The 24,542-nt window shown below is 44.6% G+C and carries 19 protein-coding genes; 10 read left to right on the forward strand and 9 right to left on the reverse strand.

Annotated features, from left to right (window positions below; all coding sequences use genetic code 11):
- Positions 1-302 precede the first annotated feature (302 nt).
- The gene (locus RID09_RS26440; protein ID WP_446338898.1) at positions 303-1,019 is read left to right on the forward strand and encodes a DUF2259 domain-containing protein; all 717 of its coding nucleotides are present in this window, start codon (positions 303-305) and stop codon (positions 1,017-1,019) included.
- A 594-nt stretch (positions 1,020-1,613) separates the two neighbouring features.
- Here RID09_RS26440 and RID09_RS26445 read toward each other — a convergent pair.
- Positions 1,614-2,141 (reverse strand): REP-associated tyrosine transposase, encoded by a 528-nt coding sequence (locus RID09_RS26445; RefSeq protein WP_446338927.1) that lies wholly within the window; start codon positions 2,139-2,141, stop codon positions 1,614-1,616.
- Between the two features lie 221 nt (positions 2,142-2,362).
- On the opposite strand from RID09_RS26445, the gene RID09_RS26450 reads away from it, so the two are divergent.
- Complete coding sequence (locus RID09_RS26450; protein ID WP_446338899.1) at positions 2,363-4,906, forward strand: single-stranded-DNA-specific exonuclease RecJ; 2,544 nt, start codon at positions 2,363-2,365, stop codon at positions 4,904-4,906.
- A 154-nt stretch (positions 4,907-5,060) separates the two neighbouring features.
- Here the strand turns inward: RID09_RS26450 and RID09_RS26455 are convergent, their stop codons facing one another.
- From RID09_RS26455 to RID09_RS26475, 5 genes are all read right to left on the reverse strand, one after another.
- Complete coding sequence (locus RID09_RS26455; protein ID WP_446338900.1) at positions 5,061-5,393, reverse strand: hypothetical protein; 333 nt, start codon at positions 5,391-5,393, stop codon at positions 5,061-5,063.
- A 334-nt stretch (positions 5,394-5,727) separates the two neighbouring features.
- Complete coding sequence (locus tag RID09_RS26460) at positions 5,728-7,161, reverse strand: c-type cytochrome (protein WP_446338901.1); 1,434 nt, start codon at positions 7,159-7,161, stop codon at positions 5,728-5,730.
- Positions 7,162-7,326: 165 nt separating this feature from the next.
- Complete coding sequence (locus tag RID09_RS26465) at positions 7,327-7,752, reverse strand: hypothetical protein (protein WP_446338902.1); 426 nt, start codon at positions 7,750-7,752, stop codon at positions 7,327-7,329.
- 178 nt (positions 7,753-7,930) lie between these two features.
- On the reverse strand, positions 7,931-9,388 hold the full coding sequence (locus tag RID09_RS26470; RefSeq protein ID WP_446338903.1) for a c-type cytochrome: 1,458 nt from the start codon (positions 9,386-9,388) through the stop codon (positions 7,931-7,933).
- A 175-nt stretch (positions 9,389-9,563) separates the two neighbouring features.
- On the reverse strand, positions 9,564-10,991 hold the full coding sequence (locus tag RID09_RS26475; RefSeq protein ID WP_446338904.1) for an NADH:flavin oxidoreductase: 1,428 nt from the start codon (positions 10,989-10,991) through the stop codon (positions 9,564-9,566).
- Positions 10,992-11,234: 243 nt separating this feature from the next.
- Between RID09_RS26475 and RID09_RS26480 the strand changes: the two genes are divergently transcribed.
- The 3 genes from RID09_RS26480 (at position 11,235) to RID09_RS26490 (ending at position 15,142) form a co-directional block, all read left to right on the forward strand.
- Positions 11,235-12,029, forward strand: a complete 795-nt coding sequence (locus tag RID09_RS26480; RefSeq protein ID WP_446338905.1) for an SDR family NAD(P)-dependent oxidoreductase — start codon at positions 11,235-11,237, stop codon at positions 12,027-12,029.
- 49 nt (positions 12,030-12,078) lie between these two features.
- Complete coding sequence (locus RID09_RS26485) at positions 12,079-13,869, forward strand: peroxidase family protein (protein WP_446338906.1); 1,791 nt, start codon at positions 12,079-12,081, stop codon at positions 13,867-13,869.
- Between the two features lie 337 nt (positions 13,870-14,206).
- Entirely contained in the window at positions 14,207-15,142 is a 936-nt protein-coding gene (locus RID09_RS26490; protein ID WP_446338907.1) for a hypothetical protein, read from the forward strand.
- On the opposite strand, the gene RID09_RS26495 is transcribed toward RID09_RS26490, so the two are convergent.
- A complete protein-coding gene (locus RID09_RS26495) occupies positions 15,136-15,834 on the reverse strand; it encodes a YdcF family protein (protein ID WP_446338908.1) in 699 nt (232 codons plus the stop codon). The two genes, RID09_RS26490 and RID09_RS26495, sit on opposite strands and share 7 nt — an antisense overlap.
- A 261-nt stretch (positions 15,835-16,095) precedes the next feature.
- On the opposite strand from RID09_RS26495, the gene ctpB reads away from it, so the two are divergent.
- The 5 genes from ctpB (at position 16,096) to RID09_RS26520 (ending at position 22,622) form a co-directional block, all read left to right on the forward strand.
- Positions 16,096-17,418 (forward strand): carboxyl-terminal processing protease CtpB, encoded by a 1,323-nt coding sequence (gene ctpB, locus RID09_RS26500; RefSeq protein ID WP_446338909.1) that lies wholly within the window; start codon positions 16,096-16,098, stop codon positions 17,416-17,418.
- A 699-nt stretch (positions 17,419-18,117) separates the two neighbouring features.
- Positions 18,118-19,563 carry a circularly permuted type 2 ATP-grasp protein gene (locus RID09_RS26505; protein ID WP_446338910.1) on the forward strand — a complete coding sequence of 482 codons (1,446 nt, stop codon included), beginning with the start codon at positions 18,118-18,120 and terminating at the stop codon, positions 19,561-19,563.
- A gap of 95 nt (positions 19,564-19,658) precedes the next feature.
- Positions 19,659-20,609 (forward strand): alpha-E domain-containing protein, encoded by a 951-nt coding sequence (locus RID09_RS26510; RefSeq protein WP_446338911.1) that lies wholly within the window; start codon positions 19,659-19,661, stop codon positions 20,607-20,609.
- 33 nt (positions 20,610-20,642) lie between these two features.
- Complete coding sequence (locus RID09_RS26515; protein WP_446338912.1) at positions 20,643-21,545, forward strand: FkbM family methyltransferase; 903 nt, start codon at positions 20,643-20,645, stop codon at positions 21,543-21,545.
- A 165-nt stretch (positions 21,546-21,710) separates the two neighbouring features.
- Entirely contained in the window at positions 21,711-22,622 is a 912-nt protein-coding gene (locus RID09_RS26520) for a transglutaminase family protein (RefSeq protein WP_446338913.1), read from the forward strand.
- A 1-nt stretch (position 22,623) separates the two neighbouring features.
- Here RID09_RS26520 and RID09_RS26525 read toward each other — a convergent pair whose 3' ends face one another.
- On the reverse strand, positions 22,624-23,517 hold the full coding sequence (locus RID09_RS26525) for a vitamin K epoxide reductase family protein (RefSeq protein ID WP_446338914.1): 894 nt from the start codon (positions 23,515-23,517) through the stop codon (positions 22,624-22,626).
- Between the two features lie 47 nt (positions 23,518-23,564).
- On the reverse strand, positions 23,565-24,335 hold the full coding sequence (locus tag RID09_RS26530; RefSeq protein ID WP_446338915.1) for a peptidase: 771 nt from the start codon (positions 24,333-24,335) through the stop codon (positions 23,565-23,567).
- Positions 24,336-24,542 lie beyond the last annotated feature (207 nt).

Raw genomic sequence — 24,542 nt, forward strand, 5'->3', positions numbered from 1 at the left:
TCACCCTGTTGTATTTACCACGCTTTCAAAAGAAAAAACCCTCAACGCGAAGGAGAAATAAGCGCTGAGGGGAGTCATCAGGGTGCATCTACTTTTTCCTCATTCTCTATCTGCCTAAGAGCATCCGGAAAAAATTGAATTCAATGTGCCAATTGCCACTCATCCCAGAAAACCTAATTACCTCCTGCTAGCCACGAGAAAGTTTAACCAAGAACGGCAATCAGACCGGAATTTAGGGGAATCAATTAAATTTAGGTTATATTAAATGAGGCAAAATCGGCTCATGAAAATTTTCAATTTTTATGAAAATTGCATCACTCGTGTCTCCCGCGATCGCAGCTAGTGTGATCCTGTTCCTCAACCCCGCATTGGCAGCCGTACTCAACGCTTCTGCTCGCTTGGCGGGATTCTCCCCTGATAATCGTCATTATATTTACTTAGAAAGTTATCGGGATTCAGTGACAGAGGTTCCCACGGCTCATCTCCAAATTATCAATATCCCCAATAACTCTTGTGTTAGAAATGGTTGTCTGCGAACAGACTATGATCGCGATGCCTATAGTCTCAGCAATCAAGCGGCTGAAAATGACTTGCTGCAAGATACATTAACACTCCGACAAGATTTGGGACTGAATCAGCTAAAAGTAGGCATTAAACTCCCTGTCATTGATAGCACCCGTCAGTCAGATGATATCGAAACCGTTACATTTCGCCTCAAAAACCAGCCGTTACAAATTCGTCTAGAGCAAAGGCGTATCCCCTCCCTGTTATCTGGAGGCACTTCTCCAGTCGCACGGGCGTCCATGCGCTTAATCATAAATTATCAGAATCAGCGCTTGACTCTGGGTAATCTGAACAACTACCGGGATGCCGTGAAAGGCTATGGGATTCGAGAGGTGCGGCTATCTCCTAACGGAAATAACATCGTGGTGCTGCTGGATATGCTCCAACCCACTCATGAGGATATCGTCAAAACCACATTAGTGCAAAGCTTTTCCCTGGAGCCGTTTGGGGATTAGTCACAGAAGTTATACTCTTGATTTAGACTAGAGCAGGTACTCTCATCAGTTTAAAGTTAAATTTCGATAGGTTATGGATTGAAAAGAAAAGTAAAATAAAATTTCAATTGCTTGTACTTTGCACAGAGAGTAGTAAAGTAGAAATTGAAGCTAATCAGAAAGCTTCACTGACAGATATTAACGTTACTTGCAAAACCGAGAAAGGAGGAAAGGCGAAGAACCTGTTAAATCTAATATCTGTCTTGCCAAAGACGCAACTTCTAACAGCAACACTCAACGCGAAGACTGATACATCCTCTAACTAGAAATCTAGGGAGCAATGCATCTGAATTATCGAATTTAGAGCAACTCTATTTAGTATTGATTACGGAGAGGAAGTCACTCAGAGAGCAGGTTGAGTGTTGTTGTCATATTATGCATACATTTCCCCCCCGCCTCGCCCATCTCGTTCCCAGGCTCAGCCGTACCTCATTCCCAGGCTCAGCCGTACCTCGTTCCCAGGCTCAGCCGTACCTCGTTCCCAGGCTCAGCCTGGGAATGCCACTTGGGAGGCTCTGCCTCCCCCTCACCCGACACTCCAGAGGTTCCACCTCCTCAAATCAAATCCACTGATAGCAATCCCGGTTGACCGATATAATTGCGGTAACTCGAATAGCGCCAATGAGCTGGATCATCAATATAGCCACGCTTCACAGGATTATGATGAATATACTCTAGCTTTTGCTTTAACATCTGTTCATTTACAATCATTTGCGGATGAAATCCTTCCTGCCAAACCTGATAATTTTGATCATGTTTATGGGCAAGTTTAGCACTTTTGAGTTGAGTCAGAAGAAAATGACTCTGGTGTTCAATCAACCAATCTATAATTGTTCGAGCTGTGAAGGATTTGAACGTCCTGATTTCTTTAGATAAGTTATCAGCAGAGGCGAGCAAATGCAGGTGATTTTCCATGAGAACGTAACCGTGTAGAGCAATTCGCTGCTGACTTTGTAGAAAGCGGAGAGAGTCGAGAACAATTTGCGCTAATTCTGGCTTGCTGAAAAGGGGAATCCAATTAACACTCGTGCAGGTGAGGAAGTGAGGTTGTTTGGCTATAACGCGGTAGCGCGATCGTCCCATCGTGACGGTGAGTGATAGCAGGTATAGGCTCGATTTTACCATTCAGGCGGAGTCAGGGGATAGAGCTTTAGAAAAGCGCGATCGCAACTTGAGGAAGAGGGAGGCAGAGCCTCCGGGGTGGCATTCCCAGGCTCAGCCTGGGAACGAGGGGGCGAGAGGGCGAGGGGAGGAGGGGAGAGAGTACAATAAATAAGCATTGCGATCGCACCCCTAAGTCCCTCATGCCTCAACCTCAACCCCAATGGCAGGTTCAACCATCTCCTGATGTTCCTCAATGGTTTCTTGACGCGATTAAATCCTACACCCCAGCCTCAGAAGGATACTACGCCGCGCAGGTATTATGGCAACGTGGAATTCGCGAGTTAAACCAATTAGCCGCATTTATTAATCCTGATCTATATCAACCCGCTAGTCCCTTTGAATTTGGTCAGGAAATGAAGCGAGCCGTGCAGCGATTGCAGCAAGCGCGGGATAAGCGAGAAAAGGTGGCGATTTGGGGTGACTTTGACGCCGATGGGATTACGGCAACCAGTGTTTTATGGGAAGGATTGGGACAGTTTTTGCCTCAGAATCAACAACTCACCTATTACATTCCTAATCGTATCACGGAATCTCACGGGTTAAATTGTTCGGGAATTGACCAACTGGCACGATGGAAGACCCAACTGATCGTAACCTGCGATACGGGAAGCACGAATCTCAGCGAAATTGATTATGCTCAACAATTGGGGATAGACATAATTATTACCGATCACCATACATTACCAGATGATCGCCCTAAGGTCGTTTCTATTATTAACCCCCGCTATTTTGCCGAAACCCATCCCCTGTTTCATCTATCTGGTGTGGCGGTGGCGTATAAGTTAGTTGAGGCACTTTATCAAACATTACCCGATATTCCCCAACAACCTCTAGAGGACTTATTGGATTTAGTGGCGATTGGTTTAATTGCCGATTTAGTCCAGCTTAGTGGTGATTGTCGCTATTTAGCCCAACGGGGAATTCAAACGCTACAGCAACAATTGAAAACCCGCACCCGTCCCGGTGTAGCCAAGCTTTTAGAACTCTGTCAGCGTAGTGGTGATCGCCCCACGGATATTTCTTTTGGCTTAGGTCCAAGAATTAATGCGGTGAGTCGGATTCAAGGTGATGCTTCGTTTTGTGTGGAGTTATTAACCCGTCGCGATGAAGCCTATACTCAAACCTTAGCCCTAGAAACAGAATTAGCCAATAGTCGCCGCAAATCCTTACAGAAAGATATTACGGAACAGGTTAAACAGAAACTAGCACAACTTGACCTTTCGACAACTTATGTTATTGTCCTAAACGATCCCCAATGGTCAGCGGGAGTTTTAGGCTTAGTCGCCGGTCAAATTGCTCAAGAATATGGACGCCCGACAATTTTATTAAGTACAGGTGAGGATGGGGTAGCACAGCAGCAATGTAGAGACGTGCCATGGCACGTCTGGGAGCAGAGGATCACAGGAGACAAGGGAGAATTTTTCCAATCAACCATCAACCATCAACCCTTAACCATCAACCATCAACCATCAACAATCGCCCGAGGTTCTGCCCGTTCGGTTAATGGGATTGATCTGTATGAATTAGTCCAATCCCAAGAACACCTATTACACCGATTCGGCGGACATCCCTTTGCTGCTGGGTTAAGTTTGCCTGTGGAAAATATTCCCTTATTTACCGAAGCGATCAATCAAAAGTTACGCCAAGAATTAGCCGCCCAAGACATATTATTAGCCCCTGTCGTTACCGCTGATATTGTTGTCACGGTTGCTGCATTGGGAAAAGCTTTATTCCAAGAACTGAAACTATTGGAACCTTGTGGAATGGGTAATCCGGTTCCTAAGCTGCTGATTGAAAACTGTTGGTTTGAATCGGTTTGGAATCGTAATACCCAAGATTTGAAAGGCAAAAAGGTGCAATATATTAAAACCGAATTGGAAATCTGGGATGATTCTACAAGTATGGGCTTTCCGGGTATCTGGTGGGGACATTATCAAGATGAAGTTCCCAAAGGTCGATGTAATGCGATTGTGGAACTGGACTATAATAACTTTAAAAAACGTTTTGAAGTGCGCTTAGTGGCGGTTCAATCGGGGGATAGGATTTCCTCGTTTAATCTTCCCAGTCAACTGGATTGGATTTTAGATTGGCGCGATGGGATGCAGGAGGATAGAGGTGTAGGGGTGGGGTTTACCGATAACGTTCTGTCAATGTCCGATCATTTGACTAAACCAGCCCGGGTTGGGGAACAGGAGGAAACTCTCACGCCTGAATCAACTGATCCGTTAACCGTTCGCGAATGTCCAACCAGTTGGGATGAATTGCAACTCTGGTTTAGACGGGCGATGCAAAGTGAACGAAAATTAGCGATCGCGTATCCGCCACCGCCTCAACTCCCACCCCGCCAAGTTTGGGAGAAATTAGTCGGACTGGCTAAATTCCTCAGTCGCACCGGGAAATCCGCTACCCTAGGGCAATTGCAAGAAAAGTTAGAATTAAGCGATCGCACCTTACATTTGGGACTAGCCGCCCTTTCGGGTTTGGGGTTTCAGGTGAAACACCAAGGCGGATCAATCCAAATCAGTGGCTCGATTGGGGAATTGGATGGGGACGCGATCGATCCGATGACACAGGAAAAGATTCAAGTCTTTTTATCCGGTGTAGAAGAAGAACAGTTTTTGCGTCACTATTTTTATCAGGTTCCCTTGTCCACAATTCATGGAATGTTGGCACAGAGTTCTTGATTTATCAATTAAATATCATAGGAAACACCGCTAGGTAGGGGTGAGAGAAAGTAGATGTATATTTAGGTTATACTAAATTAAGCATTTGTCGTAAATGTTTCAACGCTTATGGCGAAGACAGCGCAACGATAAACCTTTCCTGCCAACAAAACCGTCAAATTTGACGAAAACGCAGCATCTGCAAAAGTTCATCGGTATCCATTTCTAACGCTTCAGCGATATCCTCTAATTCAGCATCTGTTGGTCTTGCCCCATCTTTGATTTCCTGGAGTCGTTCATCTGAGATGGGTGGATTATCTTTATACTCTTGAGTCCATTCCAATCCTGCCACTAAGTCGCTCAGTAGTGGCTTACCCAAGGCATCGACATAGCGTTGAATCCGCTGATTTATCGCCTTTTGCAGAGTCCGCAGTTCATCAATCCTTAAATTGTCCAAGCTATCAAGGATTTTTTGCCGCGTTAGTGGTTGTTTATCTGAATCAGTCATGGGATTTGTAATTACCCCTTAAGAAATAAGGGGTGCAGGGGTGCAGGTTTGTCGGGACGGATTTGACAGATAACGTGATTTAAAAAACTGATAACTTGACTAAATCCGCCCTCTTTAAGGTGCAGGGAAGCCAAGGAGAGTTGAGCCGCTCAGTCAGTAGTGTGAGCATCTGACTCCCATTTAGAAGTACGTCAGCTAAATGTTTGCGCTTCGCTTTCCACACGACTTTTGCTGATATGGAGATGCTCCCTACTGGCTTTACCCTTATGCCAAAATCTTACCATTTTTTATTGTAATCGTTGACAAAGGACAAATCAAAAATCACGAATAACACTTAAAGGGATTTCAAATACTCAATCAACGCCTGCTTATCCTCAGCCACCAACTCTGTGCCATAACTATGACCTTGATTGCTATTTGCCGTCACCATCGTATCATATCTAAACCCCTCTTTCTTCGCCTCTACTCCTTCAGCAATAAACCCTACTTTTTCCGGATCATACACATCATATCCTCGATAAAACACTTTCGCCCGCTTCTGTGGGATCTCCAATAAATCTGTTAAATACGGGACTGAACCATTATGCAAATAGGGCGCTCTTAACCACAAACCATCTAACGCCACCGCCACATATCCATTAGTTTTGCGAAGCTGATCAAAATCCCAATCATATCCTTCGGCAAACTCGTTATACGCATCAGCCGCTTCTTGCGTCCACATATCTAAACGATAGCGGTCAGTACCAATCTCATCAATAGGAATAACAGTTCCAATTCGTTCGCCGCCTAACCCATGACAAGAGGCACAGTTATTTTCAAAAATTTGACTCCCTTGTGCAGCTAAAGCTTGATCAATGTTATATGGATATTTTGGCGGCGGTAATTGACGAATATAATCCTCCACCCGCTGTAATCCCTCAATATTAATTGACTCCTTCGTCGCACCATCACCAATCGCTCCAGTATTCACGGTTTCTGTGAGTGATGTTTCTAACCCATCCCAATGTAAGGCAAATCCTTCATGTTGATTTTGATTCCAAATCGACATCATATCGGAATTGCCAATTGTATCATCTAGGGGTAGTCCTAAAACTCGAAACTTCACCGGATTAAACGGAGCAATGCGTCCCGATCCTTGATCCGGTCGTTCTTCCATCCAGGCAAAGGATTCTTTAAGATCTAATAACTCTTTCCGGGTGCGGGGAATAATAATAAACCGATAGAGTAGCTTATCAAACCAAGACAGGTCATAATTATATCTAATTTCATCTAAAATATAGTCCGGATTAAATCGGGGATCAGTGGCACAATCACTGAGAAAGCGAATATAACCTTGCAAATTAAATTTATTCGAGGGTCCCCCTAGAACAATGGTTGGTTTATCTTTTGGGGTTTGGCGATAGGTTGCACTATGACACAGCGCACAGGTTATTCCTTGGCGGGGAAAGCCGATAATTTTTTTAGAAAAGCCCACAGGTAATTCTTGTCCTTCTTCCCAGGTAATTCCTAGGGAGGTATAGCCACCAGGTTTTGGGAGTTTATCCGGGAAAAGCCGGGGTAATACTAGCCAAATCCAATAGGGAACGCCTTCGGCATTTTCGGTACCCATTGAACCGTATTTAAAATGCTCTTCGACTGATTCGTAATAGGTGTCTACTTCGCGAAAAAGGTTATACCATGCCAGATATCCTACACTACCGATTAGCAAAATTATAATAATTACAATCGCTGTAATTGTTCGTCCAATTTTTGAGCTTTTACTTTCCACAAAATTCTCCTTATTGTTGTTTAGTTTACTCCTATTGCTTTTAATGAAAAAAGCCCTAGAGAGACGTGATAGTCTAGGGCAACCCACTCCAATTGAGTGGGCTCCCAAATTAATTGGTGCAAGTGGGTCACTGCTACCCGTCTAATTTCTCCGAAAATGACCGATTTAGGAAAATTCCTGGGCTGTTTCTGGCATTTCAGGCTGTTGATTCCGCATGGCTAAGAATAACAGAATCCCTTGCACAATCATGAAAAATACATCCACTAAAGCAATCGTGAGAAATCCTAACTCTTGCCCAAAGAACAAAACAGCACTTAGGAAAAAAGTAGCGCCCGCGCCCCGTGTAAGGAATACTGACATCCAAGCCGTTGCTTTGTAGCGATAAGGATCAATTGCTCCCGGAATATACAAAATACTAAGTTCCAGTAGCAATAGTCCAGCCGCCCGTACCCAGATAATTGGCACGGGTATTCGCATCTTTAATAGCGAAAGTAGAACTTCTGGAAAAAAGCAGAGGGGAATTATAAAAAACATATTCACCACAATGCCTAGCCAGACAACACGACAAAACCATTTTGCATAAGAATTCATAATTTTTTCTCTTGATTCTAAAAGATGGGGGACATAGGGGAGATGGGGAGACAGGGGGGATAAGGAGGTTAATTCAAAACTCGGTCGAGGCGGGTTCAGCCCCATCTGGGTAAAAAAAGATGATAGTAGTGAACCCGGTCTATACACAAAACTATCGCACTTCTCCAATCTCCAAAAATTAAAGCGTTTTCAAATACTCAACCAATGCAGCTTTATCCTCCGCAGCAAGTTCGATGCCATACAAATGACCCTTGTTACTATTGCCAGGTACGGTAGTGTCAAACTTAAAATACTGCTTTCCCTTCTCCTGGGCAACCGTTGAGACAAAACCGACATTCTCTTGATCAAATACATCATACCCGCGATAGAATACCTGAGGACGGTTTCCTGAATTTTCTAACAAGTCTCGTAGCGTCGGTACAGACCCATTGTGCAAATAAGGCGCTCGCAACCAGATTCCATCTAATGGCATATTGGCATAACCATCGGTCTTACGGAAATTCTTGAACCGTTCCGGCGTCCCCACAAACAGGGTATTTTGATTAGACAGCAACTTGTAGGTATAAGAATCTAACCGATGCGGGTCAGTACCAATTTCCCCAATCGGCGTCACCTTACCCAGCTTCGCCCCACCAAAGGCATGACAACTGGCACAATTATTTTGATAAATTGGCTGACCCTTAGCCGCTAATTCCCGATTAATCGGGTACGGATAAGTCGGTGGAGGAAGTTCCCATAACCAATCCTCAATCCGCTTAATCCGTTCCAAATCCGCCGTAACCGGAGTCACTCCTGCACCCAACGCTGCACTTAAATTACGTTCATGAACTGATTTGTTATCCCCATCCCAATGCAGTTGCAATCCTTCACGGGGTTTTTGATTCCAGATAGAGGGTAAATCAGCCGTACCAATTTTTTCATCTTCTTCTAACTCATCCATCGGGAAGTGAAACTGAATCGATTTATAGGGATTAAACGTATCCACCCGTCCTGGACCCCAATCCGGTTGTTCGTTTAAAAAAGCCAGTTGACTCCCTTGAGTAATCAACGCATCCCGCGTTTGGGGAATAACCAGATAGCGATAAATTAACATCTGAATCGGATTAAAGTTTCCCCCTTGGGCATCAATTTCGGCTAAAATTCGGTTGGGTGTGAATCGTTCATCCAAAGCCGTTTTTCCCAGAAACTGAATATACCCTTGCAGATTCACTGTATTTGATGGCATCGTGGGGATAATTTGAGGCTCACTCTCAGGCGTATCCCGCAGCGAACCGACATGACAAATCGCACAATTCAAGCCAACGCGGTCAATCAAAACGCGACGCTGAGAAAACCCAATAGGGCGGTCTTTTCCCGGCTCGTAAAGAAAACCTAGGGACTGATACCCTTCACCGGGCAATTTGTCAGGAAATACGGCGGGTAGAACTTTCCAAATCCAATAGGGCATCCCATTTTCGGGTTCACTGCCAATTGACCCATATTTAAAATGGTCATTAATATTAGTATAATCCACAGGATTATTCAAGAATAGGGGAGAAATTAAAGCAATAATTGCAGCGATTATAACTCCTGCAATCACAATCCATAATTTCTTAAAAGCCTTCCCCGTTGACTTCAAGGGCGTTGAGTTTTCCATAATTGTTCATTGATGATTGGTGATTGGTGATTCTGGAAGACCCTTCGCTTCGCTCAAGGAACCTGGTTTCTGTCGGGGAGGTTTCACTGTTGTTGTTTATCAACTCACTCAGATGGGACTAAACCTACCCCGGTAGAGACTTAGTCGCTTACACCTGGAACCCCCATATCCCGGCTTACTGAAACGGTGCAGGATCAAACACAGTCATAATTTCTGCAATCATTTCATCCGAGTTATTATAGCGGTGTAACTCATAACAACCGAGGGGATTTTCTAAGGCATTGAGTAAACATTTGTTGCAGTAAGTACAAGGACGTTCTGGCAAGTCTTTTCCTGCCTTAAACTGGTGAACTAGGTCATTATTTGCGACTAAGGGACGGGCAATACTAACCGCATCGCAGAATCCCTCCTGAATTGCCCGACGAATATAGGACGCCTGTTGAAACCCTCCCGTACAAATAACTGGAATATTCACCTGTTTTTTAATCTCAGCCGCGTGATTAATGCTAACCCCCTGATACTTCTGCAACAATTCCTGCATCTGTTGGGAATTCACGAACGTCTGGAACGACTCATTCAATGCTTGCGCCTTTACCTCTAATCCCTGAATCGGTTGATCCTGGGTCTGTTTCTGAACTCGATTCCATAAGAATAAGAAAATTGGATACAACAGAGGAACCCGAAACAGTAAATAGTTGCGAAAGGTATGAATCCCACTGGATAACATCAAATCATACCAGCGCATTGCCTCCATTCTGGGAAATTCACCGGGAGGGTTCAAGGGATGAGGAAATAGACTCCCCGTGGAAACATGAATCCCATCAACTCCAGCCGTTTCCATCCACTTACAAACTTGAATCGAATCGTCTAGGGTATTCCCCGGCTTTTCCCACGGAATCACGGCATTATTATAGTCCACCGCACTAATCTTAGCTTGTAGGTGAAAATCATCACCCACTTCTTGACGAATTGCTGTAATAATCTCCAACAAAAAGCGAGCGCGATTTTCTAAAGAACCCCCATATTCATCATTGCGGTCATTAATCCCAGAACTGAGAAATTGGGTAATTAAATAACCATTGGCGCCGTGCAGTTCCACACCATCCAATCCCGCCTCTCGCGCCCGTCTCGCCCCCGCCGCAAACGCCTGAACTGTTTCTTTAATCTCAGCCTTTGTCATGGCTTGGCATTCAAAACCATGAAACGATTCTGTGATACTGGTTGAACTGAGGGCTTTTAAATCAAGGTTTTCCACGCCACTCACATCCTGCTGACGCCCTGAATGGCTCAGTTGCATGATAAATTTGCAGTCATACTCATGCACAACCTCGCCAATTTTACGCCAGAAGGGAATACGGTCATCTCGGTCAATCGTGGCATAGTTTGGCAGGATTCGTCCCCGAATTTGCACGGGCGTAAACGATGAAATAATTGCACCTACGCCTCCTCTGGCAAACTTCTGTTCCCAATTGATTCGGGCTTGGTTACCGGAACCATCATAATTATCGAATCTGCCGGAAATATTCGAGCGAAAAATGCGATTGTTGACAGTGAGGTTCCGGAATGTTATTGGTTGAAAAATGATATCGTTGTCATTTGTCATTTGTCATTCGTTATTGGCGGCAAGGGACGTTTATATAAGATAATGATAAAAATCCAGAATATTCTAATTTTTCAATTATGGCAACTCCTGGGACAACTGAATTTATTTTAAGATTTGTTAAAAATATCCGGGTTTTGTGGCGAACAGGCTGAGGCTGGTTATCATCAATGGAACAAACAGAGGCGGTTTGAACCAACTCAATCGCCTCTGTCGTTGCTCAGACTCTCTATTACTGGTTTCAAAATGTCTTCCCTCAATCCCCATCACCCCCAAACTGCTCTGATTACTGGTGCATCCAGTGGTATTGGTTATGAGTTGACGAAACTATTGGCTCGCGATCGCTATAATTTAGTCTTAGTTGCCCGAAGTGCCGATAAGTTGCAGCAGATGGCTGACTCATTCACCGATAAATTCGGGATCACGGTAAAAACAATAGTCAAAGATTTGTCTGACCCGAACAGCCCTCAGGAAATCTTTGCCGAACTTCAACAAGAAACGATGACTGTTGATGTTTTGGTAAATAATGCTGGCTTTGCCACCTACGGATTTTTTGAGCAAACTGACCTGATGACGGAACTTTCGATGATGCAGGTTAATATGGTTGCTTTAACCCATCTGACCAAGCTATTTATACCTCAAATGATCCAAAATAAGCAAGGAAAAATATTAAATATTGCCTCCACTGCTGCCTTTCAACCCGGACCTATGATGGCAGTTTACTACGCCACCAAAGCTTATGTCCTGTCCTTCTCAGAAGCCCTCGCCAATGAAGTCAAGAAATCCGGAGTAACCGTGACAGCCCTTTGTCCTGGCCCAACAGAATCGGGATTTCAAAAACGGGCAAATATGGAACAATCAAAATTGGTCAAGGGACGCCAGATTATGGATGCGAAAACGGTTGCTAAGATTGGCTATCAAAGCATGGTGGAAGGCAAACCAGTCGTTATTCCTGGTGTGAAAAACAAACTGCTGGCTTTATCGGTTCGCTTTCTTCCCCGAACAATGGTGACTCAAGTTGTCAGAAGTATGCAAGAGTGATGAGAGAGAGTTGTTAATTATTGTATCTAAATAATAAGGAATTTAAATCATGGCTAAATCATCCAAATCGGCTCAAGGTCGGCAAAAACCTTGGCATCAATTACCCGTTCCACTGGCATTAGTAAAATTATTCCAGTTCCGGAACCGAATGCGGCAAGAAAACCTACATGATACAGCAAAATTACCTAGCCAAGGTGATGGAACACAACCTACACCCAGTCCAGATGGTCACCATCTCAAGATTCGTACAGCCGACGGGAGTTTTAATAGCCTAGAACAGCCAGAAATGGGTCAGGCGGGTTCCCGTTTTGGACGCAACGTTCCCCTACAATACACTCATCCTGACCAAAAGAATTTACTCGAACCCAATCCGCGTACAATTAGCCGCAAATTACTGACACGGGATAAATTTGTACCCGCTAGCACCTTAAACTTACACGCCGCATCTTGGATTCAATTTCAAACCCATGACTGGTTCGCCCATGGGGGTACGTTAGAGAAGAAATTTGAGATTCCTCTAGAAGCAGATGATCCGTGGCCCCAAGAATATCGACCTCTAGAAGTGGGCGCGACTTTACCCGACTCCACTCGTCCCGACGGAGATACAAAAAATCCCCCCACCTTTCTGAACCGAGTCACTCATTGGTGGGATGCGTCACAAATTTATGGTAGCGATCAGGATACCATTGATAAGCTGCGGACTCATGTCGATGGTAAGCTAATTGTCGGTGACGATAACTTATTACCCATCAACCCAGACAATGGCATCGACCTAGTGGGTTTTGATGAGAACTGGTGGGTAGGCTTGAGTATGTTACATACTCTATTCGTCAAAGAACACAATACTATTTGCGATCATCTCAAAAACGAATATCCCGACTGGAAAGAGGATGATCTGTTTAATCACGCCCGACTAATTAACGCCGCCTTACTCGCCAAAATCCATACCGTTGAATGGACGCCTGCAATCCTGGGACATCCCGCCTTAGAAATCGCCATGAACGCCAACTGGTGGGGATTTTTAGGTCAACATGTCAAAGGATTATTTGGGCGTATCGGAGAGGGAGAAGTCCTCAGTGGTATTATCGGATCACCGACAGATCATCATACTGCCCCCTACTATCTCACCGAAGAATTTGTCTCGGTCTATCGGATGCATCCCTTAATGCCAGATGAGTTTGAATTTTACTCTCTCAACAATGGGGAATTACGGTTAACTCAAAATCTATTTGAAGTATCAGGGAATCGTAGCCGGACGCTAGTCGATAAAGTAGGTATGCCCGATTTATTCTACTCATTTGGGATCACTCATCCTGGGGCAATTACCTTATATAATTACCCGCGTTTTCTACAGCAATTAGTCCGGGATAACGGCGAAGTCTTCGATCTAGCCGCTGTTGATATATTACGCGATCGCGAACGCGGCGTTCCCCGTTATAATCAATTCCGTGAACTCATTGGTCGTGAACGGGTCAAAACCTTTGAGGACATCACCGAAGACCCTCAATGGGCAAAGGAACTACGGGAAGTTTACAACAACGACATCAACAGCGTTGATTTAATGGTAGGCATGTTTGCCGAAAACCCACCCGCCGGGTTTGGCTTCAGTGATACAGCCTTCCGTATCTTTATCCTAATGGCATCCCGACGACTCAAGAGCGATCGCTTCTTCACCAAAGACTACACCGCCGAAGTCTACACTCAATGGGGTTTAGATTGGATTGACAACAACAGTATGTTAACGGTTCTGCGCCGCCATTATCCTACAGTCAGCCCCGCTTTATTCGGCGTGCAAAATGCCTTTGCCCCCTGGCGTAAAGTTGGTGTTTCGGGATATTAATCATTAAGATTGGGAGTCGGGAACAGGTAATAGGCAATAGGCAATAGGTAATAGTAACTAGCGAAGCGTTGCGGCGGGGGTGTGGGGGGTCGCAACGCCCCTTATAGATCCCCCTTCTGTCCCCCTTCTGTCCCCCTTCCGTCCCCCTACCCCCCTCATTCCCCCCTACAAGAGGGGGGAGACCAGAGGATGCTTCGCTTTTTTTGCATGGGGGAGACCAGAAAAAACTAACGGATTTAACCCATAAGTTGAAGCAATCAAGGATAACTTTTTGGACTTCCCCCATAAAACTTAAAAGACACGACAAACCCCAATACTTTTTTACCCAGTCACCCCAATGAAAAAGCAGCAAAAATTTTGGCATAATGCCCACAATTTAGAGCCACTACCTAACGACTATGAATCTTGGAATGCTGCAAAAAAGCAGGACTTTATTTGGCAGCAAAGAATTTTAGAATCCCGATACGATAACCTACCGCCACTAAAAAAAATTGACGTTATCGGTTTATTTTTTACTCTCTTAAGCATAAAAATGGATCGCTTAGCCGATGAAGCGCCCCGCAAATGGAACAAAGCCATTCACGCCCATGCAAGTGTGGCTAAGGTTAAGTTAGTCCCCACCCCGACCAGTCCATTTACCGGTTTATTCAAAGGAGCCGACTATGGTCTTCTACGATTATCCCTCACAGGTGATCCCAGCGATCGCGGATTTGCCCCAGGGTTAGCCCTCAAGCTTTTGGTGGATGGTAAACCCTCCGAAAACTTCTCGGCGTTGGTTTCCCTCACGGGTCAAGGTAATAATTATAATTTCTTTGCCAATGAATTGTCTAATATCGTTCCCGAAGAAAACGATTTAGGTCCTAAATTCATCAATTTAATCTTCCGCCGCGTCAGCAAATTTCCCCGCAAACTCTATTTACAAGGCTTTGCCCAAATAGACCAAACGGGTCATCCAGAACCTGCTCCCTTTTATCCCTATCGCCTTTTTATGGTTCCCAATCCCACTATTCAGTTTCCTGAACAACCACCCCATGATTTCAGAGATGACCTTGCCACAATTCCTGTTGGAACCTCTTTATTTTCCCTCTATGCCGTTGATCCCAAAAACGTAGGAGACGAAAACGCCAACCAGAACGCTGATATTATAGACGAGCCAAGTTATCGCCAAAACGCTCAAATTATCGGACATCTGGAAACCACCTCGGAATTTGTGGCATCCTACTATGGTGATAGCCAACTCTTTTTTAGACACCAACGCTTTGCCAATCAATAATCCAGCTTTAACCACCATTGATATTCACAGTTGAATCCTGACTTGCGCCAAGCGTCTAAATCAACCTCCGTTAGTGGTGTTACCTCAGAACAGTGCGGCTGAATCCCCTGACTCAACAGCGCCCAAACCAGACTGCGCGTCATATCCAGTCCCGTCTTCAACCACGATTCCTGATTACCTGGAATCCCCCGTTCCTGTACCGTATCCACATCCACCCAAATCCCATTCGCCCCCAAAAGAATTTGCGCCATCCACCCAGCTCGTGGTAAATGGCTCTTAGAGGTAATTAACTGAACATGACGCACCCCCCAGCGACGTAAAATGGGAATACCGAAGTAGAAATTACCAAACGTGGAATCCGCACATTTTTCTAACCAAACCTGACCTATTGGCGCGTTATACTTTTGAAAGATGAGCCAAATACAGGGTTCCTTAGAGCCTTGAGAAATCAAAACGGGAGTTTGGGGATGTTGTTTCACTAACTGAGCAACATAAACCTCTCGGCGAATACTTCCCCCCAAAACAAAAAACGTATCCACAGGTGCAGAGGCTCCTACCTGCAACCTCAGGATATTGGCAAGTAACCCTATACTAAGAATAACGACTAGGCTTAATAGCCCTAAGCCTAACCAGCGTAGTCGTTGCTTAGACAGTAGCCAACGCAGAAACCCTAGCCAATGGCGTGTAATCAATCGTCTCACTCAGGCTTACCACTTGATGCACTCTTACTGTCCGAGGCGAAGAGATTGTCTTCATCAACAGGACAATAGGTAAACTGGCACAAAATTTCTGGAAATTAGCCAGATAAGTTGAGTATAGTAGCAATAGACGGATTTGATGCCGCCAGAACCATGCTATCCCTACTCAGGGAATGCTAACGGTAGAAGCCAACGACTGGGTACGCTTTGACTGTCCGCTTTAAACTCACCCATAGTCTGTTCGACGTATTTCCCATGAATCAATATCCCAAAACCTTCCCTTGGCTCAAAAGCATCCTCTTAACTGGTGCGATCGCAACAACAGCCACATTATCATGGTTAGCCCCAATTGGCAGCAATCGCTCCGTCTCGGCGGCGCTTCAGGATAGTCCCAAGACGGTTGTTGATGAAGTTTGGCAAATTGTTAATCAGGAATACGTTGATCCCTCGTTCAATCAAGTGGATTGGCAAGCGACCCGTCAACAGCTACTCAACCGCAATTATACGTCTGTCGAACAAGCCTACCAAGCTATTCGCGACGCCCTAGAACCTATTGGTGATCCCTACACTCGCTTTTTAGAACCCGAACAATTTAAAGCCCTCACTGATCAAACAGCGGGTGAACTATCTGGGGTAGGAATTCGCATGGGTGTTGATGAGAAAACCCAAAAGCTGGTTATTGTTGAACCGATTCAAGATTCGCCGGCGTTTGAAGCCCAACTTAAGTCGGGAGATAAAATCCTCGCCATTGATGGCAAATCCACTCAAGGAATGAGTGCTGAAGAAGCTTCGGCGTTAATTCGGGGAGAAGTCGGCTCATCGGTGATACTGCAAATTTCTCGTCAAGGGCAAAGTGCTTTTGATGTCACTCTAACCCGCGCCCAAATTGAGCTACCGTCTGTACACTATACCCTCAAAAACGAAGGTCAGATGCAGGTGGGTTATATCAGCGTCGATGAATTTAGTTCCCATGCGGCGGAACAAATGCAACGGGCAATCCGCAATCTGGATAGTCAAAAGGTAGATGGCTATGTTTTAGATTTGCGCGGAAATCCTGGAGGGTTATTATACGCCAGTATTGAAATTGCCCGCATGTGGATCAATGATGGTGAGATTGTCCACACAGTTGATCGTAAAGGCGGAGAACAAAAATTTTCTGCCAACAAAACCGCCCTGACTCAACTTCCTCTCGTTGTTTTAGTTGATGGCAATTCAGCCAGCGCTAGTGAAATTCTAGCGGGTGCGCTCAAGGATAATAAACGGGGAATGGTTGTCGGTTCGACTACATTTGGTAAAGCCGTCGTGCAGTCTGTCCATTCCTTATCCGATGGTTCGGGCTTAGCTGTTACGATTTCCCGCTACTATCCTCCTAGTGGTATTGATATTAATCACAAGGGAATTGCCCCTGATGTGAAAATTGATTTAACTCGCGCCCAACAGCAGCGTTTAGTGACACAACCGATGTTACGTGCCACACTCGAAGATCCTCAATATAAGCAAGCGATTACCGTTCTCGAAAATACAGTGATAGCACAACGGGGTTTGAATAAACCGACTGAACCAATTAGTGTTCGGTAAGACTATCAATTGGGTTGGTTATTAGTCATTGGTGATTTGTTTTCTACTAATGACTAATGACTCTTGACAAGAGTTTGATCCTAAACCTGCCCCTATCATCAGACAGACGTGCCATAGCACTCTAATTTTTATAGCAGCGATTTTAATCGCCGTGGCAAAAGGGGGTAACAAAGGCGAATTTGGTATCCCAAATCAATTGGGTCTAACCAAAGAGGTTAGACCCAACCGATCGTTCTATTAGGACTTTTCAAGCCGTTAATTTTTCAGGTTTTAATCTGAGCTTACTAAGGGGTTTACATATTCCACAGGTTCACTGCTTATTGACCCGCATAAATCTGTCTTTCTGGACTTGAGTTGGGTTTCGGTTTCCACCGAATCTAACCCCTTACTGCTACGCTAGGTTAGTTACTTCTGTGGCAGAGTCAAAGATGGGGGATGATCGTCATAACCTCTGACTCTTCGTTGGTTTTTCTCCAGTTATTATGACTCTGGAGGACGACCTCCATATTCAAAGTAACATGATTGTCCCTAGTTGCCAAACAGGATTTACTAAAGTTTAGAAGTTGTTACAAATAGCAATTTTTTTCGGTAAGCTTTACCTGAACTCCCAGTAAACGGTAATATTCACTACAGTTCTAGATCCAATTTAGACCAATCTTGTAATACGTAGGGTGTACATCGAGGAGGGGTGTAGTCAACGTGGCAGTACAATGGGATCTCTACAATCCAGAAGAATTCTATGATGAGCTGTTCTCAGCCAAAGGACAGCCACGACAGTCAGCAGCCGCCCTGATTAATTGGATGCAGGGATTGCGCCCTGATGAACTCCAGCAACACCGGGAAACTGCTCAAGTCGCCCTGCTGAAGTTAGGGGTAACCTTCAGCGTCTACAGTGATAATCAGGGCATTGAACGGGTGTTTCCCTTTGATATCATTCCCCGGATTATCTCAGCTCAAGAATGGGAAATACTAGAGCAAGGACTGAAACAGCGGATCACAGCGCTTAATCTCTTCCTCAACGACATGTATGGGGAACAGCGCATTCTCAGCGATGGCAAAATCCCCTACGAAATTATTTTTTCGGCAAAAGGATTCCTCAAACCTTGCGTAGGCTTAAAACCCCCAGGCGATGTCTGGTGTCACATTACCGGAACCGATTTAGTTCGCGATCGCGACGGTCAGTGGTATGTTCTGGAAGATAACCTGCGTGTGCCTTCTGGTATCTCCTACGTCCTAGAAAACCGTCGGGTGATGAAAACTACATTCCCGGCGATATTCCAAACCATGGCAATTAAGCCAGTGGATGACTATCCCAGCCATTTGCTAGAAACCCTGCTCAATTTAGCGCCACATCAACTTCCTGACCCCACCGTCGTCGTCCTTACCCCGGGTATTTATAACTCTGCATACTTTGAACATTCCTTTTTAGCCCAGCAAATGGGTGTGGAATTGGTTGAAGGTCGGGATTTAGTCGTCGTGGATGGCTATTTGCAAATGCGAACGACTAAAGGATTGCGGCGAGTGGATGTGGTGTATCGCCGTGTCGATGATGACTTTTTAGATCCCCAAGTCTTTCGTCCCGACTCTTTGTTAGGTGTACCTGGACTCATGGATGTCTATCGCCAAGGGCGAGTCGCCTTAGCTAATGCACCCGGAACAGGTGTAGCTGATGATAAGGTTGTCTATGCTTATGTCCCAGAAATGATTCGTTATTACTTGGGAGAAGAGCCAATCTTATCCAATGTCCCCACCTATTTATGTTGGCAGGAAGAAGACCGAAACTATGTCTTGAATAATTTAGAGAAAGTCGTGGTTAAGTCTGCCAATGAGTCGGGGGGGTATGGGATGCTAGTGGGTTCGAGTTCCACTGAGGTGGAACGGGCGGAGTTTGCGGAACGGATTAAAGCCAATCCTCGCAATTATATTGCCCAACCCATCCTTTGCCTGTCGCGAGTACCCACGTTGATTGATCATCAGGTAGAAGGACGACATGTCGATTTGCGCCCTTACATTTTGCATCGGGGAGACGATGTTTACGTTCATCCCGGTGGATTAACCCGTGTGGCTCTGAGAAAGGGTTCTCTGGTGGTGAATTCATCCCAAGGTGGAGGAAGTAAGGATACTTGGGTGCTTAACCATTTATAAATTATGAAGTAGGAATTTCTATTTCCTCTCCCCTGTTAAAAAGTTCCTTGAAAAAGGACTAATGACTAATTAGCAATAACCAATCAAAAATACTTATGCTAAGTCGGGTTGCTGATTCTATCTACTGGCTCAATCGCTATATCGAACGTGCGGAAAATATCGCTCGGTTTGTGGATGTTAATTTAAATTTAATGCTGGATATGCCACCAGGAGTGACCCAGCAGTGGAAACCGTTGGTGATTACAACTGGGGATTCAGATTTATTCCGCGATCGCTACGGGGAAGCTACCTCGGACAACGTTATCCGCTTCCTCACCTTTGACCCAGATTATCCCAACTCAATTTTATCGGTACTTCAGCTCGCTCGTGAGAACGCCCGTTCGATTCGGGAAGTGATCTCCTCAGAAATGTGGGAAGAGGTCAATGAATTTTTCCTGATGGTTAAAGAGGCTTCCCAAGGAGGAGCGTTACAAGCCTTACCTGATTTTTTCACCCAAGTCAAACTGGCTAGCCATCGCTTTGCTGGAGTTATGGATGCCACAATGACTCATAATGAGGGATGGCATTTTGGGCAAATGGGCAGATTGCTAGAGCGGGCAGATAAAACGACCCGAATTCTAGATGTAAAGTATTTTGTGTTACTCCCGTCTGTACAGTGGGTGGGAACACCATTGGATCAAATTCAATGGATGTCACTGCTCAAATCTGCCAGTGCTTATGAAATGTATCGCAAGTCGCAGCATCGGATTACACCCACCAGTGTCGCCGAATTTCTGATTCTCAACCGTCAGTTCCCCCGCTCAATTCACTTCTGTCTGGCGCAAGCGGAACAATCGCTGCATCAAATTACTAGCACTCCTCGTGGAACGTGGTGCAACCCAGCCGAACGTGCTTTAGGTCGTTTGTGTTCTCAATTAGGATATCTAACGATAGAAGATGTTTTCGAGCAGGGTTTGCATGAATTTTTAAATCAAATGCAAATCGAAATTAATCAAGTAGGTAACCAAATCTCGACAACATTTTGTGCGGTAGAACCAGTTGGTTAACTTGTTTCAAAATTTATAAGCTGGAGTCAGTATATGGTAACCTTTAGACAGAAACTTGTTGCTAAAATTTTGCATAGTTACCCTTTTTATAGGGGATGTGCAACGATCGCAGACTCTTGGGCTCAAAAAATTGCAGGTGAGAGTGATGAAATAGTTTGGGCTAGATTACGAAACGGAAAGTATGTACGTGGCTCACTAGGCGATTTTAGCGGACGTTGTGCATTTTACATGGGTGATAATAATGATCGGAAGATAAATTGGTTGTGTAAAAAACTTGTACGTCCTGGCGATATAGCTTTAGATATTGGAGCCAACCTAGGTATAGTGACATTTACGCTCGCATCTCTTGTGGGTGAAACTGGACACGTACATGCGTTTGAACCCAACCCACAAATGCAAGGTTTTATTGAAGAAGCAATAAAATACAATAACACCAAGAATATAAGTCTTCACCGCTGTGCTTTAGGTACGAAAGATACTACCCTGGAGTTAAAGATTCCTAGTGGTCATAGTGGATTAGCGTCATTAATTAGAAATTATGAACAAAATAATCCAACTAAGAGCAAGGTTCAGGTAAGGTCTCTAGCATCAATTTTACCTGAAATAGTAAGTAAAAAAATACGTTTTGTGAAAATTGATGTAGAGGGTTTTGAACTCCAAGTCTTGCAGGGAGGATACGAGGTATTTCAGAATAATCCTCCTGATATAATTCTGGTGGAACTTATTACTACTAGTTCTTCAGTTCACCAACATCCTACGATTGAAATGCTTCGAGAACTTGGATATGACTTTTTCAGCTTACCCAAAAACTTAATGTCTGTCCGACCAAAAGTTTTTAATCCAGAAAAATCAGAATATAAAGGAAGCGATTTATTAGCCGTATATAGAGGAAAAATGTTTAAGGAAGTTGCTGAATTGCTTGGTGCAACTGCTTAAGTAAAGACGACAGGATTGTACAAATGATTTAGACACAATCTCTATTTTTTGTAAAAATCGACAAATTTTCGCTAACGTAACTAACATAAGATAAAGGTTTGATTCCAATTTTAGGGAATTTAGAAATATAAATAATTGACACGAAACTATTAATTAATAATTAAGGTGCGTTACAAAATTTGCCACACCACAACCTATACGTATAATCAGCCCGTTATTCTAAAACCCCATATCTTGAGGTTAAGCCCCCGCTGTGACGGGACTCAGAAACTGCATTCGTTTACACTAGACGTTGAACCCAAACCCGCAAGCATTTCCGAGATTATCGAACTAGATGGGAATGCGATCGCGAAGCTTTGGTTTAATACCAGCACCGAACAATTAACGATCAGTGCTACATCCGTTGTCGAAACCTGTCGCACCGATCCCGATAACATTCAACTGGAACCGTGGGCAACTCAGTTACCCATTGACTACCCCGACTACTGGTCATCTCAGTTACAGCCTTATCAGCAATTTTATGATCCCCTCTTAGTGGACGCAATAAAGCAATTAGCGCAGGACATTTACCAGCAAGTCAAGGGTGATACCGTTAACTTTGTCAAAACACTCAATCAACATCTCTACAGTCATTGTAAACCCCAATATCGGGAAAAAGGGGCACCTTGGTCTCCCAGTAAAACGTGGCAATTAAAGCGCGGATCTTGTCGAGATTTAGCGGTGCTATTCATGGACGTTTGTCGGGTGATGGGATTAGGCGCACGGTTTGTCAGTGGGTATCAGGAAGGTAATCTAGAACGATCGCAACGATACCTTCATGCTTGGGTAGAGATTTACTTACCTGGTGCAGGGTGGCAAGGCTATGATCCCAATCAAGGCGTCGTTGTCACGGATCGCCATATTCCCCTCGTGGCTTGCGCTATACCCCGTTATGCTGCCCCGATTTCGGGTGCGATCGCGACGACTAAATCGGTGGGTGAAGGCGCTAGGAAAATTGAGTCTGATATGAAAATTAATTTGTCTATTTCCAGAGATGAATATAGCGGTTTTCAGTCCGATACAATACACCTCTCATAAGTCAATAAGGAAACTCATACTTAAACGCCTCTGAACCCTGATAGCCAGAAATATCTGCCAATCGTTCTAACGGTTGCACCCCTGGATAAAACTGTCCCTGAATTTCCCAGGTGGGAACTCCTTGAATATTAGCAGCTTGACAGCGTTCGGGTTGGGCATTTTTGCCACGAGGATTACATTCAATGTAATCAATTTGATTAAATGCGGCTTGACCAAAAAGTTGTTTTTGTTCGTGACAATGAGGGCAAGTAAATGCACCATACATCTTTGCCCCTACTGTGTTCAGATGACCTGCTAAGGCGAGTTCAGCCGCACCGGAGATATGGGTAATGGGTGGACCCGATTCTCCTGTAGTAGCGCTAGCGCTAGGAACATCAGTATAGACTCCCAGTATCCCAGTAAACGTGACCAAACCAACCGCCAATCCTGTCAGCGTGACTTGTCCAATATCTTGCCAATCATGACCGATGGTAGTCCACAGAAATAGGGTGAAGGACAACAGCGCCGAGGCGATGCAGTAGGGACAAACTCCCTTGACAATAAACAGCATCACGTACATCAGATAGCTGCTACTCACCAGCATACAGGTGGTAATTGCCAGCATAACCAGCCAACTGGATTGCACCCACTCGGATGACAAAGATTTAATAGCTAAGGGTGCTAGGGAAACCCCTAACAAAGTGGTATAGGCAAGAAATCCCCATAGGGGTAGAGGGAGTCCAAAAAGCTGGGCATAAGGACTTTCTAGCACCGCTTGACAGCCATGAGTGGGACAAATTTCCGCCACTTTTCCCAACCATTCAACCACTGTGAGGAATGCCGTTTCCAGCATTCCCAAAACGGCGAGCGCACCAATCCAATATCGATTTGTCTTATGTACTTTGTCATTCGTCATGCGTCATTCGTCCTTGGAAGAGGAACAGGGAACGGGGAATAGGGAATTCAATCAATCAGAATATCTTCTTGCTGATTATCCTCTACTGGATGCTGCCATTCAATATTCGGCATAGATTCAAAGGCACGCCGTAACGAGTCCTCCCATAACTTGCGAATTTTTGCCAAATAGGGATCACCTAGACGCAGTTTCAGTTTCTGGCGAGCCATAAAGGTGCCAGCTTCATACATAACCAAGTTAATCGGTGGTCCGACTGAAATATTTGATTTCATGGTTGAATCAATAGAAAGCAGAGCACACTTAGCAACAGCTTCTAGTGGCATATCATAAGTAAGAGTTCGGTCAAGGATGGGTTTGCCATACTTGGTTTCACCAATTTGCAAAAACGGCGTTTCCAGCGTGGCTTGAATAAAATTACCTTGAGTGTAAATCAGATAGAGTTGAGGTTGTTCGCCGCGAATTTGACCCCCGACTAATAAGCTACAGTTAAAATCAATGCGATCGCGTTCTAGCCAAGGGCGGTCTTGATCTTGAATTTGCCGCAGTTTGCTGCCAACGTAACGAGTCACCTCATACATATTCGGGAGGGAGTGGATATTCAGTTCTTCCTGACTCTGTAGATCCCGATGCAACCGATTGATTACTCCTTGAGTAATCGAAAGGTTTCCCGATGTACATATAATAATCGCTCGTTCTCCTGGCAGGGAAAAATCAAAAAGCTTATTGTAAGTAGAAATATAGTCTACCCCGGCATTGGTGCGAGAGTCCGCCGCTAAGACTATACCAAAACGGTTAATAATGCCCAGACAGTAAGTCATCGTCAAATTAAGTCCTCTTGAATTCGACTGGGAACCTGATGCAAAAACCCGGATTTACTCCCATTAGCCAATTGATGGCATGGCGTAGACTGATGTTGCCTGGACTGGATGGGTGAATCGTCCCTTTGGTAACGTTTTATACTACTCCTACGCATCTTCATTGGTATATGGATAAATTCTCTAATTCCAGCGTAATCCTCCTGAGGG

The sequence above is a fragment of the Coleofasciculus sp. G1-WW12-02 genome (assembly GCF_040219735.1).
GTDB lineage: Bacteria > Cyanobacteriota > Cyanobacteriia > Cyanobacteriales > Coleofasciculaceae > Coleofasciculus.

Bases quoted from the DNA above. Each gene is read 5' to 3' on its own strand.
- RID09_RS26440 (WP_446338898.1), top strand. From the start codon at position 303: ATGAAAATTGCATCACTCGTGTCTCCCGCGATCGCAGCTAGTGTGATC.
- RID09_RS26445 (WP_446338927.1), bottom strand. From the start codon at position 2,141: ATGGGACGATCGCGCTACCGCGTTATAGCCAAACAACCTCACTTCCTC.
- RID09_RS26450 (WP_446338899.1), top strand. From the start codon at position 2,363: ATGCCTCAACCTCAACCCCAATGGCAGGTTCAACCATCTCCTGATGTT.
- RID09_RS26455 (WP_446338900.1), bottom strand. From the start codon at position 5,393: ATGACTGATTCAGATAAACAACCACTAACGCGGCAAAAAATCCTTGAT.
- RID09_RS26465 (WP_446338902.1), bottom strand. From the start codon at position 7,752: ATGAATTCTTATGCAAAATGGTTTTGTCGTGTTGTCTGGCTAGGCATT.
- RID09_RS26470 (WP_446338903.1), bottom strand. From the start codon at position 9,388: ATGGAAAACTCAACGCCCTTGAAGTCAACGGGGAAGGCTTTTAAGAAA.
- RID09_RS26475 (WP_446338904.1), bottom strand. From the start codon at position 10,991: ATGACAAATGACAACGATATCATTTTTCAACCAATAACATTCCGGAAC.
- RID09_RS26480 (WP_446338905.1), top strand. From the start codon at position 11,235: ATGTCTTCCCTCAATCCCCATCACCCCCAAACTGCTCTGATTACTGGT.
- RID09_RS26485 (WP_446338906.1), top strand. From the start codon at position 12,079: ATGGCTAAATCATCCAAATCGGCTCAAGGTCGGCAAAAACCTTGGCAT.
- RID09_RS26490 (WP_446338907.1), top strand. From the start codon at position 14,207: ATGAAAAAGCAGCAAAAATTTTGGCATAATGCCCACAATTTAGAGCCA.
- ctpB (WP_446338909.1), top strand. From the start codon at position 16,096: ATGAATCAATATCCCAAAACCTTCCCTTGGCTCAAAAGCATCCTCTTA.
- RID09_RS26510 (WP_446338911.1), top strand. From the start codon at position 19,659: ATGCTAAGTCGGGTTGCTGATTCTATCTACTGGCTCAATCGCTATATC.
- RID09_RS26515 (WP_446338912.1), top strand. From the start codon at position 20,643: ATGGTAACCTTTAGACAGAAACTTGTTGCTAAAATTTTGCATAGTTAC.
- RID09_RS26525 (WP_446338914.1), bottom strand. From the start codon at position 23,517: ATGACGAATGACAAAGTACATAAGACAAATCGATATTGGATTGGTGCG.
- RID09_RS26530 (WP_446338915.1), bottom strand. From the start codon at position 24,335: ATGACTTACTGTCTGGGCATTATTAACCGTTTTGGTATAGTCTTAGCG.